At 39.8% G+C, this 18617-nt stretch carries 21 protein-coding genes; 15 read left to right on the top strand and 6 right to left on the bottom strand.

The window, feature by feature from the left end:
* The 9 genes from plsX to Q0O89_RS02115 form a co-directional block, all read left to right on the top strand.
* On the top strand, positions 1 to 1022 hold a 1022-nt coding region (gene plsX / locus Q0O89_RS02155), incomplete at its 5' end, for a phosphate acyltransferase PlsX (RefSeq protein ID WP_293730140.1).
* Between the two features lie 2 nt (positions 1023 to 1024).
* Complete coding sequence (locus Q0O89_RS02150) at positions 1025 to 1975, top strand: beta-ketoacyl-ACP synthase III (RefSeq protein ID WP_293730139.1); 951 nt, start codon at positions 1025 to 1027, stop codon at positions 1973 to 1975.
* 81 nt (positions 1976 to 2056) lie between these two features.
* Positions 2057 to 2995 carry an ACP S-malonyltransferase gene (gene fabD / locus Q0O89_RS02145; RefSeq protein WP_293730138.1) on the top strand — a complete coding sequence of 313 codons (939 nt, stop codon included), beginning with the start codon at positions 2057 to 2059 and terminating at the stop codon, positions 2993 to 2995.
* Between the two features lie 54 nt (positions 2996 to 3049).
* Positions 3050 to 3775: a 3-oxoacyl-ACP reductase FabG gene (fabG, locus tag Q0O89_RS02140; RefSeq protein ID WP_293730137.1), complete on the top strand. Its 726-nt coding sequence runs from the start codon at positions 3050 to 3052 to the stop codon at positions 3773 to 3775.
* A gap of 46 nt (positions 3776 to 3821) precedes the next feature.
* Positions 3822 to 4112, top strand: a complete 291-nt coding sequence (locus tag Q0O89_RS02135) for a nucleotidyltransferase family protein (RefSeq protein WP_293730136.1) — start codon at positions 3822 to 3824, stop codon at positions 4110 to 4112.
* A complete protein-coding gene (locus Q0O89_RS02130) occupies positions 4109 to 4477 on the top strand; it encodes a HepT-like ribonuclease domain-containing protein (protein WP_293730135.1) in 369 nt (122 codons plus the stop codon). Before Q0O89_RS02135 ends, Q0O89_RS02130 begins: the two co-directional genes overlap by 4 nt.
* A gap of 150 nt (positions 4478 to 4627) precedes the next feature.
* The gene (gene acpP / locus Q0O89_RS02125) at positions 4628 to 4858 is read left to right on the top strand and encodes an acyl carrier protein (protein ID WP_115637124.1); all 231 of its coding nucleotides are present in this window, start codon (positions 4628 to 4630) and stop codon (positions 4856 to 4858) included.
* Between the two features lie 305 nt (positions 4859 to 5163).
* Positions 5164 to 6513, top strand: a complete 1350-nt coding sequence (locus Q0O89_RS02120; RefSeq protein ID WP_293730134.1) for an anaerobic C4-dicarboxylate transporter — start codon at positions 5164 to 5166, stop codon at positions 6511 to 6513.
* A gap of 66 nt (positions 6514 to 6579) precedes the next feature.
* Positions 6580 to 7143 (top strand): manganese efflux pump MntP family protein, encoded by a 564-nt coding sequence (locus tag Q0O89_RS02115; RefSeq protein ID WP_293730133.1) that lies wholly within the window; start codon positions 6580 to 6582, stop codon positions 7141 to 7143.
* Between the two features lie 145 nt (positions 7144 to 7288).
* On the opposite strand, the gene pssA is transcribed toward Q0O89_RS02115, so the two are convergent.
* Entirely contained in the window at positions 7289 to 8641 is a 1353-nt protein-coding gene (pssA, locus tag Q0O89_RS02110) for a CDP-diacylglycerol--serine O-phosphatidyltransferase (RefSeq protein ID WP_293730132.1), read from the bottom strand.
* Positions 8642 to 8751: 110 nt separating this feature from the next.
* On the opposite strand from pssA, the gene Q0O89_RS02105 reads away from it, so the two are divergent.
* Positions 8752 to 9792, top strand: coding sequence for a TrmH family RNA methyltransferase (locus Q0O89_RS02105; protein WP_293730131.1), 1041 nt, complete (start codon positions 8752 to 8754; stop codon positions 9790 to 9792).
* Positions 9792 to 10022 (top strand): zinc ribbon domain-containing protein, encoded by a 231-nt coding sequence (locus tag Q0O89_RS02100; RefSeq protein WP_293730144.1) that lies wholly within the window; start codon positions 9792 to 9794, stop codon positions 10020 to 10022. Before Q0O89_RS02105 ends, Q0O89_RS02100 begins: the two co-directional genes overlap by 1 nt.
* 11 nt (positions 10023 to 10033) lie before the next feature.
* Here Q0O89_RS02100 and Q0O89_RS02095 read toward each other — a convergent pair whose 3' ends face one another.
* Positions 10034 to 10294, bottom strand: a complete 261-nt coding sequence (locus tag Q0O89_RS02095) for a YfhL family 4Fe-4S dicluster ferredoxin (RefSeq protein ID WP_293730130.1) — start codon at positions 10292 to 10294, stop codon at positions 10034 to 10036.
* A 74-nt stretch (positions 10295 to 10368) separates the two neighbouring features.
* Between Q0O89_RS02095 and Q0O89_RS02090 the strand changes: the two genes are divergently transcribed.
* From Q0O89_RS02090 to Q0O89_RS02075, 4 genes are all read left to right on the top strand, one after another.
* Positions 10369 to 11145, top strand: a complete 777-nt coding sequence (locus tag Q0O89_RS02090; protein WP_293730129.1) for a ribonuclease HI — start codon at positions 10369 to 10371, stop codon at positions 11143 to 11145.
* A 104-nt stretch (positions 11146 to 11249) separates the two neighbouring features.
* Complete coding sequence (pgk, locus tag Q0O89_RS02085; protein WP_293730128.1) at positions 11250 to 12419, top strand: phosphoglycerate kinase; 1170 nt, start codon at positions 11250 to 11252, stop codon at positions 12417 to 12419.
* A 73-nt stretch (positions 12420 to 12492) separates the two neighbouring features.
* Positions 12493 to 13572, top strand: a complete 1080-nt coding sequence (fbaA, locus tag Q0O89_RS02080) for a class II fructose-bisphosphate aldolase (protein WP_293730127.1) — start codon at positions 12493 to 12495, stop codon at positions 13570 to 13572.
* A gap of 83 nt (positions 13573 to 13655) precedes the next feature.
* A complete protein-coding gene (locus Q0O89_RS02075; protein ID WP_293730126.1) occupies positions 13656 to 14891 on the top strand; it encodes an O-antigen ligase in 1236 nt (411 codons plus the stop codon).
* 59 nt (positions 14892 to 14950) lie between these two features.
* Here Q0O89_RS02075 and Q0O89_RS02070 read toward each other — a convergent pair whose 3' ends face one another.
* The 4 genes from Q0O89_RS02070 to Q0O89_RS02055 are packed head-to-tail and all read right to left on the bottom strand — an operon-like array spanning position 14951 to position 18573.
* Complete coding sequence (locus Q0O89_RS02070; protein WP_293730125.1) at positions 14951 to 15874, bottom strand: ABC transporter substrate-binding protein; 924 nt, start codon at positions 15872 to 15874, stop codon at positions 14951 to 14953.
* Positions 15871 to 16665, bottom strand: coding sequence for an ATP-binding cassette domain-containing protein (locus tag Q0O89_RS02065; RefSeq protein WP_293730124.1), 795 nt, complete (start codon positions 16663 to 16665; stop codon positions 15871 to 15873). Before Q0O89_RS02065 ends, Q0O89_RS02070 begins: the two co-directional genes overlap by 4 nt.
* A complete protein-coding gene (locus Q0O89_RS02060; RefSeq protein ID WP_293730123.1) occupies positions 16656 to 17624 on the bottom strand; it encodes an iron chelate uptake ABC transporter family permease subunit in 969 nt (322 codons plus the stop codon). Before Q0O89_RS02060 ends, Q0O89_RS02065 begins: the two co-directional genes overlap by 10 nt.
* Positions 17617 to 18573, bottom strand: coding sequence for an iron chelate uptake ABC transporter family permease subunit (locus Q0O89_RS02055; RefSeq protein ID WP_293730122.1), 957 nt, complete (start codon positions 18571 to 18573; stop codon positions 17617 to 17619). The genes Q0O89_RS02060 and Q0O89_RS02055 overlap by 8 nt, the downstream gene beginning before the upstream one ends.
* Between the last annotated feature and the right edge of the window lie 44 nt (positions 18574 to 18617).

Below are 18617 nucleotides of genomic sequence, written 5' to 3'. Positions count from 1 at the left end.
TAACCCTTGCGTTAGATGTGATGGGCGGGGACATTGGTCCCCGTATTACTATCCCAGCATCCCTAAAAGCGTTGGAAGCTGATCCAGCGTTGTCTTTGTTATTATTTGGCGATAGCCAAAAAATCCAATCTGAATTAGAACGTTCCCTAAAAAACTTTCCGCCAAATTTACGTGATCGTTTAGAAATTCACCATTGTTCACGAGTGATTGGTAACAATCAACATCTTGCAGAAGCATTGCGTCATAGCAAAGGGACATCGATGCGTTTAGCGATTGAAGCGGTTCAAAATGGTGATGCACAGGGTTGTGTGAGTGCCGGAAATACAGGGGCGTTAATGGGGTTGGCAAAAGTCATTCTTCAGCCGCTAAAAGGTATTCAACGTCCTGCTCTTATTTCTCTATTACCCACGATGGATGGACGTCATTCCGTGATGTTGGATTTAGGAGCTAATCTGGAATGTAGTGCAGAAAATCTCTATCAATTTGCGTTAATGGGTGCAATTTTCGCAGAAAATCGGCTAAACTTGGTGTTTCCACGGGTTGCCTTATTGAATATTGGCGTGGAAGAAATCAAAGGACATAAATCTATTCGCGAAGCCGCAGAAATGCTCTCAAAAGACACCGCACTTAATTATATCGGTTTTATTGAAGGCGATTTGTTGCTTAACGGCAAAGCAGATGTCATCGTCAGCGAAGGGTTTGCCGGCAATGTGGCATTAAAAACCCTTGAAGGGGCAGCGAAAAATGTGATTGGATTGCTAAAAGGGAAATCGCGTAATTATTTACTCAAACCTTTGTTTGGTCGTTTAATGAAAGTCTTGTTTAAAGACAGTTATCAGCGTTTAAAAGATATTAACCCTGATCAATATAATGGGGCATCTTTAATTGGATTAACCGCCGTTGTGGTGAAAAGCCACGGTAGTGCAAATGTGGATGCTTTTGCCAATGCAATTAAAGATGCGGCATTTCAAGCTCGTCAGAACATACCGCAGAAAATTTTAGACGGATTAGAGAAATATTAAGTATGAATAGCAAAATTTTATCAACAGGAAGTTATTTGCCTTCTCAAGTTCGTACCAACGCGGATTTAGAGAAAATGGTAGACACTTCAGATGAATGGATTTATACCCGTTCAGGTATGAAAGAACGCCGTATTGCTGCTGCCGATGAAACTGTGGCAACAATGGGCGCACAAGCGGCGCGCCATGCTTTAGAGATGGCAGGTATTGATGCGCAAGAGATTGATTTAATTGTTGTAGGGACAACGACAAATTCTCATGCTTATCCAAGTGCTGCATGCCAAATTCAAGGGATTTTAGGTATTAAAAATGCGATTTCCTTTGATGTGGCAGCTGCTTGCACAGGTTTTGTATACGCACTTTCCGTTGCAGATCAATTTGTTCGCACGGGACAAGTTAAAAAAGCCTTGGTCATCGGTTCAGATTTAAATTCTCGCCATCTTGACGAAACAGATCGTGGAACAGTCGTGTTATTTGGTGATGGTGCTGGTGCAGTAATTCTGGAAGCAAGCGATGAAGCTGGCATTATTTCAACACATTTACATGCTTCTGCTGATACAGAAAATATGCTTTCATTACCGCAATCTGAACGGGGTAATGCACAATCCGGTTATATTTCGATGCAAGGCAATGCCACCTTTAAATTGGCAGTAGGCCAGCTTTCAAGTGTGGTCGAAGAAACCCTTGAGAAAAATAATTTGCAAAAAACAGATTTAGATTGGCTAGTACCACATCAAGCCAATATTCGTATTATTGCAGCAACCGCAAAAAAATTAGATATGGATATGTCGCAAGTGGTTTTAACGGTAGAAAAATATGGCAATAACAGTGCGGCAACAGTGCCTGTGGCATTGGATGAAGCAGTACGTGATGGTCGTATTAAACGTGGTCAGCTTTTATTATTAGAGGCATTTGGTGGTGGTTGGACTTGGGGTTCAGCTCTTGTGCGATTCTAGTATAATAAGCGCGGTCAATGTTTAGAAAGTTTTAAAAGGTGCGTTTAACGCGCCCTTTTCATCATTAAAAAAGGACGAAAAATGAAAAAATTTGCAATGGTTTTCCCGGGTCAAGGTTCACAAACCGTAGGAATGTTAGCAGAATTAGCGGAACAATTCCCTGTTGTCATTGAAACCTTTAAACAAGCATCAGATGTGTTAGGTTATGATTTATGGGCATTAACACAACAAGGCCCGGCGGAAGAACTTAATAAAACATGGCAAACTCAGCCCGCACTTTTAGCCGCCTCTGTCGCCATTTATCGTGTATGGCAACAGCAATACCCAAATTTAAAACCTGAAGTGATGGCCGGTCATAGTTTGGGCGAATATTCTGCTTTAGTTTGTGCAGGCGCAATGGATTTCCAAGACGCGATTAAGTTAGTGGAGTTACGTGGTAAGTTAATGCAACAAGCGGTGCCGGAAGGCACAGGTGCAATGTATGCGATTATCGGTTTAGATAATGAAAGCATCATTAAAGCATGTAACGAGGCCGCACAAGGCGAAGTCGTTTCAGCGGTTAACTTTAACTCACCGGGTCAAGTGGTCATTGCTGGTGCAAAAGCAGCGGTAGAACGTGCGGCAGCCGCTTGTAAAGAAGCTGGTGCTAAACGCGCTTTACCATTAGCTGTAAGTGTTCCGTCACATTGTGCGTTAATGAAACCGGCAGCGGATCAATTGGCCGTTTCATTAGAAAGTATTGCGGTGAAAACACCGGAAACCGCCGTAATCAACAATGTGGATGTGAAAACAGAAAATGAGGCAGAAGCGATTCGTCACGCCCTTGTTCGTCAGCTTTATAGCCCGGTTCGTTGGACGGAAACGGTAGAAAAAATGGCAACTAGCGGTGTTGAAATATTGGTAGAAATCGGCCCGGGTAAAGTCTTAACCGGTTTAACTAGCCGTATTGTTAAAGAGCTTTCTGCTGCAGCAGTCAATGATGTGAAATCATTGGAAGCAGTAAAAGACTTATTGGCTTAATCATTGTCAGGTGCTCAATGCACTTTACGCAGAAAACAGAAATAGGAATATAACATGCAAGGTAAAATCGCATTAGTGACAGGCGCAACTCGTGGTATTGGCAAAGCCATCGCGGAAGAATTAGTTTCTAAAGGCGCGACAGTAATCGGTACAGCGACATCAGAAAAAGGGGCAGAAGCGATTTCTGCTTATTTGGGCGAAAAGGGTAAAGGTTTTGTATTAAATGTGACTGATGAAGAATCAATTGATACATTATTAAAACAAATTAAAGCAGAATTTGGCGATGTGGATATTTTAGTAAACAATGCGGGTATCACACGTGATGGTTTATTAATGCGTATGAAAGACAGTGATTGGTTTGATATTATCCAAACAAACTTAACATCCGTTTATCGTTTATCTAAAGCGGTACTTCGCCCAATGATGAAAAAAGGCGGTCGTATTATTACTATCGGTTCTGTGGTGGGTTCAATGGGCAATCCGGGTCAAACAAACTATTGTGCTGCAAAAGCAGGTTTAATCGGCTTTTCTAAATCACTGGCTAAAGAAGTAGCTTCACGTGGTATCACGGTTAATGTGGTTGCACCGGGCTTTATTGCCACAGATATGACAGATGAACTTAACGAAGATCAAAAAAATGCCATTTTGAGCCAAATCCCGGCAGGTGAATTAGGTTTACCGAAAGATATCGCAAAAGCAGTGGCATTTTTAGCATCAGATGACGCACGTTACATCAATGGTGAAACATTGCATGTAAACGGTGGGTTGTATATGAGCTAATTTTCGTTTGATATAAGATCATTCCCTTAGAATAAGGAGAAATACTATGCTTCCCTCTCAATTAGTTAAAGCTAAACAAGCGGAAATTTTGGCAATTAGCCATCAATTTGCTCTTGGAAACTTGCGGATTTTTGGCTCGGTTGCCAAAGGAATTGATCGAGAAGGGAGTGATCTTGATATTTTGGTGGATCCAACCCCTAAAACCACCCTGTTTGATTTGTGTGGTTTACAAGTAGAGCTTGAAGATTTATTGGGTATAAAAGTCGATGTACTCACCCCTCGTAGTTTACCTGAGAAGTTTCGTGAGCAAGTACTAAGAGAGGCGAAACCATTATGAGTGCTGATTTTCGTTTAGTTGATTATCTTGAAAAATTACACCAACTTTGTTTGGATATTCAGGTATTTGTAGAAGGTGTTTCTTTGGAAGATTTTCTTGATGATAAACGGACCGAAAATGCCGTTGCAATGAGTTTAATTGCGTTAGGCGAAATTGCAACAGTAATTCATCATAAGTATCCGGATTTTCCTGAATTACATAAACAGATTCCATGGCGTTATATCCGGGGGATGCGCAATATTATTGCCCATGGTTATTTTGAGTTAGATTTTGAAGTCGTTTATGAAACGGCGATTGATTCTATACCAGAGTTACAAGAACAGATAGAAGCGTTACTGGCAAATTTCCACAAAAATCAGATTTAAATCGTGGTTAAAAATTAAAGGATTTGTTAGAATTCCTACGGATTGCATCTAATTCTGGTTAGACCAGTAAAAAAAATGGCTTGCAACTTCGGAAAAAATACATACACTATTACCCCAATCGCATTGTGCGAGAACTACAAGGAAACAAAAATGAGCATTGAAGAACGCGTAAAAAAAATCATTGTTGAACAATTAGGTGTTAAAGAAGAAGAAGTAAAATCTGAAGCTTCATTTATCGAAGATTTAGGTGCAGACTCTTTAGACACAGTTGAATTAGTAATGGCTTTAGAAGAAGAATTCGATATCGAAATTCCGGATGAAGAAGCTGAAAAAATTACTACAGTTCAATCAGCGATTGATTACGTACAAAACAATCAATAATTCTTAGTTAGGCGGTTTTTAAACCGCCTAATTTTTTGTCTGTCATCATTAGGGTCTGTTTATCTTTCAATAAAAGGCTGCGGCGGAGCTTTTTATTGAAAGATAAACAGACCCTAAATCACTTAAGTTTTCACCGCACTTCTTAACAAATAAGACTTACCCAATCTCTCATCCCCAATTATTTTGATCCAAAATAAACTTTTCTTAAATTTTTTTAGAAATTTTAATAAAAAAGATTGTGCTATTTCTTAGTTCCAGTATGATCGCCACGGTTTTTTTTTATTAACTCTTTATGGTGATAGCTTATGCTTTATTTAGAATTTTTATTTCTATTATTAATGCTCTACACCGGTAGCCGCTTTGGGGGTATCGGGTTAGGGGTGATTTCCGGTATCGGTCTTGCGATCGAAGTCTTTGTATTACGCATGCCTTTAGGTAAGGCCCCTATTGACGTCATGCTTGTGATCTTAGCCGTAGTAACCTGTGCGTCTGTGCTTGAAGCAGCAGGTGGTTTAAAATATATGTTACAAATTGCAGAACGTATTTTACGTAGCAACCCAAAACGCGTAACCATCCTTGGTCCAATCGTTACCTATGTTATGACCTTTATGTTAGGTACGGGTCACTCAGTGTATTCTGTGATGCCAATTATCGGTGATATTGCACTGAAAAATAAAATCCGTCCTGAACGCCCAATGGCGGTCTCTTCAGTGGCTTCACAATTAGCCATTACTTCAAGCCCATTATCAGCGGCAATTGCGTACTATTTAACGCAAATCACAAAAATCCCCGGCTATGAACACATTACCTTATTAAATATTATTTCTGTGACGGTACCGGCAACTTTCTTAGGCACATTAGCTATGGCAATGTATAGCTTACGCCGTGGGAAAGAATTGGAAGATGATCCGGAATATCAACGCCGTTTACAAGACCCTGTATGGCGTGAGCGTATCTTAAATACCACCGCGACATCATTAGATGCCGAATTACCACAATCAGCAAAATTATCTGTTTGGTTATTCGTCCTTTCTTTAGTGACTGTCGTTGTGATTGCCATGCTACCGGAAATTCGTACTGTGGGTGTGCCTGTTGACGGTAAAGCCGTTAAACCTATCTCAATGTCTTACATTATCCAAATGATGATGTTGTGTTTTGGCGGTATTATCTTATTAGCCACAAAAACCAATCCACAAACTGTGCCAAACGGCGTGGTGTTTAAATCAGGTATGGTGGCTTGTATTGCCATTTTCGGTATTGCGTGGATGAGTGATACATACTTCTCATATGCTATGCCGGAATTTAAAGCGGCAGTAACCAGCATGGTAGAACATTATCCTTGGACCTTTGCTTTTGCGTTATTTGCGGTTTCTGTCGTGATCAACAGCCAAGCGGCCACAGCAGTAATGATGTTACCGGTAGGTATTCAATTAGGGTTACCGGCACCGGTGTTAATCGGTTTAATTCCGGCGACTTATGCTTACTTCTTTATTCCTAACTATCCGTCAGATATCGCAACTGTAAACTTTGACGTAACAGGTACAACCAAAATCGGTAAATACTATTTCAACCACAGCTTTATGGTGCCGGGTTTAATTGGCGTGTCTGTGGCTTGTTTAGTGGGTTACGCTATCGCGCACATGATTATTGTGTAATACACCGATGATCAACAACAGCCAAGAGGTCTCTTTTGGCTGTTTTTTTATATTTGAGATAGTTTTATGTCTTATTATACCTTGTGGGTCATTGCCTTTGGATTATCTATGGATGCTTTCGCAGTCGCCGTAACCAAAGGCTTATGCTTAATTGAATTTTCTTGGAAATTTGCCTTACGTATCGCGCTTTGTTTCGGCATTTTCCAAGCCTTAATGCCTGTAATTGGCTATTATGTGGGATTGAATTTTAGCCAATACATCACCGAATGGGATCATTGGATCGCCTTTATCCTACTTTGCTTAATTGGCATCAACATGATACGCGAATCCCTAAGTGAAGATGACGAAGATAATGATCCAACAGATTTCAGCTTCAAACACTTAATAACGCTAGGTATAGCCACCAGCATAGACGCCCTTGCCATGGGCATTTCCTTTGCCTTTTTGCAAGTAAATATTGGTGTAGTGATGGCTATGATTGGTATCACTACGGTGGTTTTATGCTTGAGTGGTGTCAAAGCTGGATATTGGCTCGGTGGGAAAATACGCCAACATGCGGAATTATTGGGAGGAATTGTGCTAATCGGCATTGGCATTCATATTTTATATGAACACCACGTCTTTAGTTAGGAAGAATTTTGGGGCAAAAAATATGGGATAGTAGACAAAATGGTTGCTAAGAATAATTAAAAATATTCATTAGCAACCACTTTGTTATATAAGCATAGTTTTCAGGAAATTAGCAACCATTTTGTCACTATGCCGTTTTCTTACGCTATAAAATCATTTTCACAATTTGATCAGCTTTAACCCGAGAGAAGCGTTTTAATAGGCGCTGTACCGGTGCAGGGTAGTCATCCATTTCCTCTAATTCAGAATAATGACCCAGTAAGCTGGTATGGTTGCGAATTTGCTCTAGTTCTGCCCGCACTTTTTCTTGTAACACTTGATGTGGGTCATGAATAAGTAAACCGTTTTCTGCATCTAAACGCCAAGCTCGAGGGTTAAGATTATTGCCTGTGAGCAAAATATAACGGTTATCTACCCAAACCCCTTTCAGGTGATAAGAGTTTTCACCATGTTTCCACAGGCGAATTTGTAGGTTGCCTTGAGCGATATCCGCTTCAAATTTTTTGCAGAATAATCGTAGATTTTTTTCATACAAATAAGGTAATGCGCCTGCCATACGGAACTGTTCTGTTGGTGGAATATAAAAGTCGTTTGCGGTTTTATCGCCTACAATGATTTCTACTTGCTTGCCGTCATTAAGCAAATCACGAATTTTAACCTGTAATGTCCGAGGGAAGTTAAAATATGGCGTGCAAATAGTAAGTTTATCTTCAACGAGAACAAATAAATCCTGAATGGTTCTATTCAATAAATTATCACGCGCACCCAAACCGAATAATGGCGTAATCATCAATTCTTCACCAAAACTCACCGCACTTTCAAGCTGATATTGGGCCTTTTTCAAGTTACGGCGGAAAGTTTTGATGGCTGATTTTATCTCTTTCGTTTTCGGACGAGCTTCATCTAATGGATAAACAGCTGTTGAATCAAGTAAATGGTTATTAATAAAGTTGACAAAACTATCTGCTAACGCCGCATGGTGGATTTTTTGATAGCGGTCGTAGCGATATTTTTCGTTTTGTTGTAAATAGACGTTATTAATGCTTGCACCACTGTAAAGAACGGTGTCATCAAATACAAAGCCTTTAATATGTAATACGCCAAAGACCTCGCGGGTATTTACGGGAATACCAAAGAACATGCTGTCATTACCGTGTAATTGACGTTGTTCACCGTACCAATCTGCATTTGTTTGCCCTTTTGCAGCACCTAATAAATTACGTTGCGCACGATGCCAATCTACGAGAATTTTGATCTCTAAGTTAGGATTAGCAGTTTTGGCTTGATAAATTTCATTGAGAATCTCTTGACCGGCTTCATCAAGTTGCCAGTAAAGTGCGGTGACGTAAATACGTGTTTTTGCACGACGAATTAACTCAATGATGGTTTGTTTGAATTGTGATGCACTCGCGAGAAATTCTACATCCGTTGAATTAAGCGATAAATAAGGTAATTTCGCAAGATGTTGCTGAGCACGTTTGTGTCGATTGATAAACATATTATTTTTTCTTCTTACACAATTTTTAACTGTTGGCGTGATGCCAATTAATGCGATAGTTTACAATATTTTTGCTATAATGCCTAAAATTTTTGATTAGAGACAATGCTATGACCCAATTTAAGCAACCTAAGTTTCAAACATCTTTACAAGAAAATCGTTTTAAAGAACGTACGCTTGGCGAAGGTTACGCGCGTCAGTTTAATGATCGTAAAGCGAAAAAACAGAATGAAAATTCACCGCACTTTAAGGGAAAACGTCCATCGCTCGGGCGCGATAATTCCCCTTTAACACGCTCAAAAAATATCGAGCCACAAATAACGGAAACCCAGCTAGGAGGAGTGAAAGTGGTGGTGAAATCGATGGGTACAAGCGATAAACCTAAGGCGAAGAAAACAGGAGCATTATCGCCACGCGCACCTGAAAAGATTAAGAAAAATCGAGCAGAAGAAATGAAAGTATTTGGCGAAAATGCTTGTTTGACGCTCTTTGCTGAACGCCCTGAAAGTATTGTTCGGGTCTGGGTGACGGTAGAGATGTCACATCGTGTAGGGGAAATGCTGAGTTATTTGGCGGCAAATAAAAAGGTTTATCATGTGGTCGATCGCACTGAGTTGGAATTGGTGAGCGGTTCAGAACATCATGGTGGAATTTGTTTGTTAGTGAAAAAACAACGTCCTTTTACCTTAACTGGCTATTTAGATATTCCGCGTCAAGCAGATTGTTTGCTGTTGCTTGATGGTGTGGCGAATAATCCGCAAAACATCGGCGGCATTATCCGCACTTGTGCGTTCTATGGGATTAAACATGTGGTCTCGAGTGAACCTGAATTATTGAATAGTCCGAATGCCTTTCGTGTGGCGGAAGGGGGGATGGAATATGTTCATCCTTTGCAAGTAGAAGCTACAGATGTGGCATTATCTCAGTTGCGCAAAGCAGGATATCAAATTGTTCATTTGAGTAATGAGAAAAATGTGCCAAGCATTTCAAGTGTTAAATTGCAGGATAAAGTTGTGTTTGTGCTGGCTCATGCTGATTTTGCAGACAAAAATGATCATGTTGTCAATTTGAGCTTAGCAAATCCGCTCAAATCAGGTTTAAATGTGGCGGTAGCCGCAGGCGTATTATTTGCTAAATGGGTGGCACGTTAATGGCGTTGCAACGTTGCCCGGAATGTCGGCATAAAATTAGCGATAGCGCGGAAAACTGTCCGCACTGTGGTTTTTCTTTTCATGTCGCAGATTTGGAAATGTATAAGCAAAAATTAGAACAGCGGCGTTTGCATAATCAGGCGTTGAATAAGCAAAATGCAAAAATCCAGCTAATTTGGTTAGTGATTTTTATGATTGTGATAGCACTAGCAAGTTGGTGGCACAATTAATTTCATCATGCTTAAAGTTTGTCAGCATGATGAATTAAAACAAAGCGTTCCCAAAGTTCTTCTTGGGTTTCGCGGTGGTTGGGATCATCAATAATACATTTGCTAATAGGACAAACTTTTTGGCAGGTGGGGCTATCATAATGACCGACACATTCTGTACAAAGTGTAGGATCAATGACATAAATATCATCGCCCACAGAAATCGCTTCATTTGGGCACTCGGGTAGACACATATCGCAATTGGTGCATTTTTGAGTAATTAATAACGCCATAGCAATCCTTAAGGGTAATGAGATGAAGTGGGCGATTATAAAGAAATTAGTGGGAAAATTAAAGGATAACAATAATGGAACGGTATTTGAAACGGTTTTTTTCAGCACTTTTTTCTGCATTAGTCGGGGGCCTCGTGATCTATATTTCTTTGGCAATAAGCGAATGGAATACAGATAAACAGCCTAATGTTAAAGAAAATCAACAGGAAGTGATTCAACAAAAAGCGACTCAACAACCAGTTATTCAACCGGTTAATCGAGCGGTAAAAGAAAGTCATCCTTTACCTCATTATGACACCATCATGCGTAATGATGCCATTGGACAAAACGCTTATGCAAAGGTGGATTATTACATGTTGGCACTTTCTTGGTCGCCTGCTTTTTGTGAGAGCCAAATGCAAAAATACGGCAATAGTTTGCCTGATTCAGCTAAGATGCAATGCGGTATGCAGCGGAAATATGGTTGGATAATTCATGGTTTATGGCCACAAAATGCGAGTGCCCGTAGTGTTTCTGAACATCCACGTTTTTGTCGAGGTGATTTGCCACAATTGGATTATGCAGTAATTGAGCAATATTTAGCAGAAAGTCCAAGTCCTCATTTATTGCAAGGAGAATGGGAAAAGCATGGTGCTTGTGCTTTTAAAACCGCCAATGGCTATTTTCAAAAACAACGAGAATTGTATCGCACTTTACGCTTACCGACAGAAGCTTTGCCTGTGAAAATGTTGTTTCGTTGGATGAAAATGAATAACCCTCAACTGCGTAATGTAAATTTGAGAGCCAGTCGTAGTGAGTTATTTATTTGTTATGATTTACATTGGAAGGTGACGAATTGCCCGAGTAGATAGGCAAAATCTTAAGAAATTTGATCTAGAACAGTTACAAGCTAATAATAACTCGGTATAATGTCGAGGTTTCAGATTTTATTATTTTAACCAAAAGAGGATAAATTATGTCAGTAATCAAAATGACCGACCTTGATCTTGCAGGTAAACGTCTTTTCATTCGTGCGGATTTAAACGTGCCGGTAAAAGATGGCAAAGTAACATCTGATGCACGTATTCGTGCTACGATCCCAACGTTAAAATTAGCGTTAGAGAAAGGCGCGAAAGTGATGGTCACTTCGCACTTAGGTCGTCCAACAGAAGGCGAATTCAAACCGGAAGATTCTTTACAACCTGTTGTTGATTACTTGAACAATGCAGGCTTTAAAGCTCGTTTGGTACAAGATTACTTAAACGGCGTTGAAGTGGCTGATGGCGAAATCGTTGTATTAGAAAACGTTCGCGTAAACAAAGGTGAGAAGAAAAATGACGAAGAATTATCTAAAAAATACGCCGCACTTTGCGACATCTTCGTTATGGATGCATTCGGTACAGCACACCGTGCACAAGCTTCAACACACGGTGTTGCGCAATTCGCACCGGTTGCTTGCGCAGGCCCATTATTAGCGGCTGAATTAGACGCGTTAGGTAAAGCATTAAAAGAGCCACAACGTCCAATGCTTGCGATTGTGGGTGGTTCAAAAGTTTCAACTAAATTAACGGTATTAGACAGCTTATCAAAAATTGCAGACCAATTAATCGTGGGTGGTGGTATTGCGAATACTTTCATCGCAGCGGAAGGTCATAACGTAGGTAAATCTTTATACGAAGCAGATTTAATTCCTGAAGCGCAACGTTTAGCGAAAGCAACAAATATCCCTGTACCGGTAGATGTGCGTGTTGGTACTGAATTCTCTGAAACTGCACCTGCAACTGAAAAAGCCGTTTCTGATGTCGCAGCAGACGAATCAATCTTTGATATTGGTGATAAGTCAGCAGAAGAATTAGCGAAAATCATTAAATCAGCGAAAACCATCCTTTGGAACGGTCCGGTTGGCGTATTTGAATTCCCTAACTTCCGTAAAGGCACTGAAGTGATCTCAAATGCAATTGCTGAAGCGACTGCAAATGGTGCATTCTCTATCGCTGGTGGTGGTGATACATTAGCCGCAATCGATTTATTCGGTATCGCAGATAAAATTTCTTACATCTCAACAGGTGGCGGTGCGTTCTTAGAATTCGTAGAAGGCAAAGTGTTACCAGCGGTTGAAATCTTAGAAAAACGCGCTAACGGTTAATTTAAATGTGACGCTGAGGAAACTCATCGTCACATTTCCTATTTAAATTTCATTCAATAAAGGAAAAGCAAAAATGGCTAAATTATTAGATATCGTAAAACCGGGTGTATTAACCGGTGAAGATGTTTCAAAAGTATTTGCATATGCAAAAGAACACGGTTTCGCAATCCCTGCAGTGAACTGTGTGGGTTCAGACTCTGTAAATACCGTATTAGAAACTGCAGCACGTGTTAAAGCACCGGTTATCGTTCAGTTCTCAAATGGTGGTGCTTCATTCGTTGCAGGTAAAGGTATCAAACCGGCATCAGGTGCGCGCGCAGATGTATTAGGTGCTATCGCAGGTGCAAAACATGTTCACACGTTAGCAGAAGAATACGGTGTACCGGTAATTCTTCACACCGACCACGCAGCAAAAAAATTATTACCTTGGATTGACGGTTTATTAGACGCAAGTGAAAAACACTTCGCAGAAACGGGTAAACCATTATTCTCATCTCACATGTTAGATCTTTCAGAAGAACCAATGGAAGAAAACATGGCAATCTGCCGCGAATACCTTGCTCGTATGGACAAAATGGGTATGACCCTTGAAATCGAAATCGGTATTACCGGTGGTGAAGAAGATGGCGTGGATAACTCAGGTGTTGATGAGTCTAAACTTTACACTCAACCTGAAGATGTATTATACGTTTACGATCAATTAAGCCCGGTAAGCCAACGTTTCACCGTGGCAGCAGCGTTCGGTAACGTACACGGTGTTTACAAACCGGGTAACGTAAAATTAAAACCATCAATTCTAGGTGCTTCACAAGAATTCGTAGCAAAAGAACGTAATCTTCCAGCGAAACCAATTAACTTCGTATTCCACGGTGGTTCAGGTTCTTCACAAGAAGAAATCCGCGAAGCAATCAGCTACGGCGCAATCAAAATGAACATTGATACTGATACACAATGGGCAGCTTGGGACGGTATTCTTCAATTCTACAAAGCAAATGAAGCTTACCTTCAAGGTCAATTAGGTAACCCGGAAGGCCCTGATGCACCAAACAAAAAATACTACGATCCACGCGTTTGGTTACGTAAAATGGAAGAGTCTATGTCTAAACGCTTAGAACAATCTTTCCAAGACTTAAACTGCGTTGATGTATTATAATTTCTAAAATTCTGTTAAAATTAACCGCACTTCAGGAGGCTGAAGTGCGGTTTTTTATTCGTAAAAATTAAAGGAATCTGACCATGCAATTATTTCGAGTTGGTAAATTACCAATGTGGGTGAATACGCTGGCATTAGTATATATTTTGACTATTTTTATTTTCAAGCCTGTGCATAATGCTGCGTTTATTGTTTTGGCGTTGTTAGGATTAGGATATGCGGTTTATTTGCTGAAAAACAAAGGAAATCAACTGTTAACTTCAAATGATAAATGGTTTTGTTATGCCATTTTATTTTATGTATTTGCTCGATTAATTACCTTTGGCTTCCACGATGATCGTATGCGTCATATTGATGCAGTTACTCAATTATTATTTTTTCTTCCAACATTCTTTTTATTGCGCGAATTTAAGATCACATTAAAAACACTGTTTTTGGCGATTCCTTGTAGTGCAATTATTGCTTTTGCGATTGCAGCCTATGATCGTCTTTATCTTGGTTTACCTTTACCTTTTGGCAGCATGATTCATATTCAAGCTGGTGATATGGCGTTATCATTGGGTTGGTTGTCTTTTGTTCTATTCTTTTATGCATTGACAAAAAAAGAAAAATTATTGACCGCACTTTGTGTACTTGGCACGTTAGCAGGGCTTGGCGCAAGTGTTTTATCGACGGCACGTGGAGGATGGATTAGTTTGCCACCTATTCTTTTGGTCATCTTTTTTATTTTTCGCCGGCAAATCTCTAAGAAATTTTTGGTTGGTTTGTGCGCATTAATTTTTATTAGTTCAGCCGTATTATTTATGGTTCCGCAAACGCAAGTGAGCAAGCGTATTGATCAGGCTAAGAATGATATTGTGCTTTATTTAGATGGAAACCCAAACACCTCAATTGGTGCGCGTTTTGAAATGTGGAAAGGGGCATTGATGATGACTCAGGAAAGACCGCTTGCCGGTGTTGGCGAGGTGGCGTTTAAAGATTATTTTAAAAAATATGCTGAAGAAGGCGAGATGGCTCACTCAGCCAGTGTCTATGCTCACGCACATAATCTTTATTTAGATAATTTAGCTAAAAATGGCCTATTCGGGTTGTTATCTTTGTTGGCTATTTTCTTTGTACCATTATATGGCTTTATTAAATCGGCACGAAATCCCCATGTAGAAGCAAAAACACTTGGCGCATTGGGTGTGGTTCATATCCTTGCCGTAATGTGTTACGGGATGAGTGAAGCATTTTTCTCTTTACACACCACACAAATGTTTTACTTTGTTTTACTCTTTATCTTATTTTCTATGAATAGTTGCTGGAAAAATAGTTAAAAACAAACCGCACTTTACATCATATAAAGTGCGGTTTTCTTTATTTCGTTTTTGTACGCTTACGGTTTTGCTTTCATCACGGAACTCACTTCATCAACCATAATCTCGGTAGATTTCAAGCCGCCAAAGGCTAAATACCAATTTTGCGCATTAAGATAAATAATATGATGCTGTTGCGCGGCTTTAGTTTTATTTACAATCGCATTGTCTAACACCATTTGAGCATTATTGACTTTGTCTGTAACAGCAGCAGTACGGTCAACCACTAACAGATAATCAGGATTTTTTTCTGCAATATATTCAAAACTAACACTATTGCCATGGGTGCTTGCCGTTAAGTTATTGTCAATTGGTGAGAAACCAAAGTTTTTGTAAACCATCGCATAACGTGATTGATCGCCAAAGGCACTAATTCGGCTTTCGTTAACAATGGTCACTAACGCGGTTTTTCCTTTTGTTAATTGTGCCAGCGAAGAAATTTGTTTATCTAAACTTGCGAGTTTTTCTTCCGCTACCGCTTCTTTATCAAACACTTTTGCCAAAGCAAAAATATTCTTTTTTAGACGACCATAATAGTCGTTGTAGTCATTTTCGAGGTACAGCACAGGGGCAATTTCTTTTAAGCGATCAATGTTTTTTTGCATACGCCCTGATGCAATAATTAAATCAGGGGCAACTTCATTAATTTTCTCAAAATTAGGTTCAGGCATTGTCCCCATATTGGCGTATTTATCATCAGCAAATTCACTTAAGTAGCTCGGGATTTTCCCTTTTACACTGCCTACTACACGATCTTTTAGCCCTAATTCTCGAAGATCATCAAGTAAGGCAAATTCCAACACCACAACGCGTTGCGGATTGTGTGGAATGGTTTGTTGTCCTGTAAAAGTATCAACCGTAACATCTTTAGCTTGTACGGAAAATGCCAAGAAAGCGGTGCTTAATGCTGCACAAAGTGCGGTGAATTTTGTCTGTTTTTTCATAAAGTTTCCTTTAGTGAGTGGTTGTTATGAGTTCGAAAATAGGTTGCGATACGACAATCATCAATATCATAAATAGGGATTGTCATATCATAAATTTGTTCCAATACTTCACGTTGCATAATATCAGCAGTTTTCCCAAATGCCGCTAGTTTCCCTTTTTTCATGGCGAGAATTTGATCTGCATAACAAGAAGCAAAGTTAATATCGTGAATCACGATAATTACCGTTTTTCCTAGTTCATCCACTAGTTTACGCAACACTTGCATAATTTGTACCGAATGTTTCATATCCAAATTATTCAAGGGTTCGTCTAACAAAATGTAATCCGTATCCTGTGCTAAGGTCATTGCAATATAGGCACGTTGGCGTTGCCCACCGCTTAATTGGTCGATGTAGCGATGTCTAAACTCGCCTAAATCCATGTAATCTATCGCATTGTCGATAAAAGTGCGGTCGGTTTGGGTTAAGTTTCCTTTGCTGTAAGGGAAACGTCCAAATGCTACTAATTCTTCCACGGTTAAGCGCAAGTTAATGTGATTGGATTGTTTTAAAATAGCTAATTGTTTGGCAATGTCTGCATTCTTTTTCTGATTAAGCAATTCGCCATCCAGCCAAACTTCGCCGCTTGAGCTTGGTAATAAGCGGCTCATCATGCCTAATAATGTACTTTTACCCGCCCCATTCGGGCCAATAAATGCGGTAATTTTGCCTTGTTCAATACAAAGAGAAATCTGATCTACAACGACTTTATCGCCATAATGTTTACTCAGTTGTTTTAGTTCTATTGCCATTTTTTACTCGTTTTTAACAGCAGGAAAATAAAATATACGCCACCCACAAAATTGATAATAATGCTTAATGTGGTATTAAAAGCAAAAACTTGGGTGACAAGGGTTTGCCCGATAATCAGAGTGATTATCGATAAACACATTGCCGCAGGAATGAGCCATTTGTGTTTATAGGTTGGCATAAATTCAAAGGTTAAATTCATAATCAGCAAGCCTAAGAACGTCATGGGGCCCACAAGAGCGGTGGAAACGGACATCAAAATTGCCACAATAATTAATAAATGTTTAGTGACTTTGGCATAATCCACGCCCAAATTAATCGCCTGTTCACGCCCTAACGCGAGAACATCAAAGTATCGCCAATAGCGTACACTGAGAATAATCGTCAGCAATAAAATCCCCAAGGCGAACCATAAAATCCCTAAATTCATTCGGTTAAAGCTGGCAAATCCAATGTCTTGCGCAATTTGGAATTCGTTGGGATCGATTAGCACTTCCATAAAGGTTGTCAGGCTTTGGAACAAGGTGCCAAACACAATGCCCACTAAAAGCAAGAAAAAGAGATTTTGTTGCTCTTGTTTAAACATCACTTGATACAAACCCAGGGCAAATAATACCATCACGCCTGTACTGCCAAAGAACATGACAACGGGATCAATGGAATTGAGCGTCGTTGATCCAAAGAGAAACAGGATGATGATTTGAATGAACAGATACAGGCTATCTAAGCCTAAAATGCTTGGCGTTAAAATTCGATTGTTAGCGATGGTTTGGAAAATCATTGTGGCAAGTGCAATGGCTGAACCTGTTACCATCATCGCAGTTAAACTTAAGGCGCGATGATGTAAGGCGTATTGCCAGCGATTAGGCAAATTATAAGCGAGATAAAATGCCATAGCGATAAGACTAATGATCACTAACAGAGCTAATTTTTGCTTGTGGTTAAAGGATGTTTTACGCATAACGATATCTTCTCAATAACAACCCTAAGAAGATTGCGCTACCAAAAACGCCAACAACAACATTAATGGCGATTTCGTAAGGATAAATCACCAAACGCCCTAAAATATCACAACATAATACAAATATTGCACCTAAAAGTGCGGTGTGCGATAAGACTTTTTTTAAGTTATCGCCTAAATAAAGCGTCACTAAATTAGGGATAATCAGCCCTAAAAAGGGAATGACGCCCACGGAAATAATGATAATACTAGAGACTACGGACACAATCACTAAGCCTAAATAAAGTACCTGCTTATAATTTAATCCTAAATTGGTCGCAAAATCTTGCCCCATTCCCACAATGGAAAAACGTTGGGCAAATAAATAGGCAATGACTAACATCGGCAAACTCACATAGAGCAATTCATAACGTCCTGCCATAATGAGCGAAAAATCCCCTTGTAACCAACCTGAAAGGTTTTGCAACAGATCTTCTTTGTAAGCAATAAAGGCGGTAATTGAGCTGATGATATTGCCGAACATAATGCCAACCAAGGGGACGAAAATACTGTCTTTCACCTTGAGTTTTCCCAAAATTGTCATAAAGATCAGCGTGCCAATGAAAGAAACAACAATGGCGATGCCGGTTTTTAACAGCATATTGGCGGAAGGGAAGAGTAAAATCGCGATTAAAATCCCCAATTTTGCGCTGTCCATTGTGCCTGCGGTCGTTGGCGAAACAAATCGATTACGGCTTAATTGTTGCATCACCAACCCGCAAATGCTTAACGCCGATCCTGCAATTAAAATGCTGATTAACCGCGGTAAGCGACTTATGGTCAGCATTTCCCATTGTTGACTGTCTAACGCCAAAAGTCCCTGAATATTGACCGCACTTACCCCGATAAATAAGGAAATCAGGGAAAGCAACAGCAATAAAAGAAGCAAATAACAGCGTTGAAATAGCATTAAAAACCTTGTAAATGATTTTGAGAATAATTCTTATATTCAGA

The organism is uncultured Actinobacillus sp. (genome assembly GCF_945915845.1).
Taxonomy (GTDB): Bacteria; Pseudomonadota; Gammaproteobacteria; order Enterobacterales; family Pasteurellaceae; genus Exercitatus.
Note: the sequence above shows the minus strand (reverse complement) of the source record. Positions and strands in the feature narration are given on the sequence as shown.

Bases quoted from the DNA above. Each gene is read 5' to 3' on its own strand.
- Q0O89_RS02150 (WP_293730139.1), top strand. From the start codon at position 1,025: ATGAATAGCAAAATTTTATCAACAGGAAGTTATTTGCCTTCTCAAGTT.
- fabD (WP_293730138.1), top strand. From the start codon at position 2,057: ATGAAAAAATTTGCAATGGTTTTCCCGGGTCAAGGTTCACAAACCGTA.
- Q0O89_RS02115 (WP_293730133.1), top strand. From the start codon at position 6,580: ATGTCTTATTATACCTTGTGGGTCATTGCCTTTGGATTATCTATGGAT.
- Q0O89_RS02120 (WP_293730134.1), top strand. From the start codon at position 5,164: ATGCTTTATTTAGAATTTTTATTTCTATTATTAATGCTCTACACCGGT.
- pgk (WP_293730128.1), top strand. From the start codon at position 11,250: ATGTCAGTAATCAAAATGACCGACCTTGATCTTGCAGGTAAACGTCTT.
- fbaA (WP_293730127.1), top strand. From the start codon at position 12,493: ATGGCTAAATTATTAGATATCGTAAAACCGGGTGTATTAACCGGTGAA.
- Q0O89_RS02075 (WP_293730126.1), top strand. From the start codon at position 13,656: ATGCAATTATTTCGAGTTGGTAAATTACCAATGTGGGTGAATACGCTG.
- Q0O89_RS02095 (WP_293730130.1), bottom strand. From the start codon at position 10,294: ATGGCGTTATTAATTACTCAAAAATGCACCAATTGCGATATGTGTCTA.
- Q0O89_RS02070 (WP_293730125.1), bottom strand. From the start codon at position 15,874: ATGAAAAAACAGACAAAATTCACCGCACTTTGTGCAGCATTAAGCACC.
- Q0O89_RS02090 (WP_293730129.1), top strand. From the start codon at position 10,369: ATGGAACGGTATTTGAAACGGTTTTTTTCAGCACTTTTTTCTGCATTA.
- Q0O89_RS02060 (WP_293730123.1), bottom strand. From the start codon at position 17,624: ATGCGTAAAACATCCTTTAACCACAAGCAAAAATTAGCTCTGTTAGTG.
- Q0O89_RS02105 (WP_293730131.1), top strand. From the start codon at position 8,752: ATGACCCAATTTAAGCAACCTAAGTTTCAAACATCTTTACAAGAAAAT.
- Q0O89_RS02065 (WP_293730124.1), bottom strand. From the start codon at position 16,665: ATGGCAATAGAACTAAAACAACTGAGTAAACATTATGGCGATAAAGTC.
- acpP (WP_115637124.1), top strand. From the start codon at position 4,628: ATGAGCATTGAAGAACGCGTAAAAAAAATCATTGTTGAACAATTAGGT.
- Q0O89_RS02100 (WP_293730144.1), top strand. From the start codon at position 9,792: ATGGCGTTGCAACGTTGCCCGGAATGTCGGCATAAAATTAGCGATAGC.
- Q0O89_RS02055 (WP_293730122.1), bottom strand. From the start codon at position 18,573: ATGCTATTTCAACGCTGTTATTTGCTTCTTTTATTGCTGTTGCTTTCC.
- pssA (WP_293730132.1), bottom strand. From the start codon at position 8,641: ATGTTTATCAATCGACACAAACGTGCTCAGCAACATCTTGCGAAATTA.
- Q0O89_RS02135 (WP_293730136.1), top strand. From the start codon at position 3,822: ATGCTTCCCTCTCAATTAGTTAAAGCTAAACAAGCGGAAATTTTGGCA.
- Q0O89_RS02130 (WP_293730135.1), top strand. From the start codon at position 4,109: ATGAGTGCTGATTTTCGTTTAGTTGATTATCTTGAAAAATTACACCAA.
- fabG (WP_293730137.1), top strand. From the start codon at position 3,050: ATGCAAGGTAAAATCGCATTAGTGACAGGCGCAACTCGTGGTATTGGC.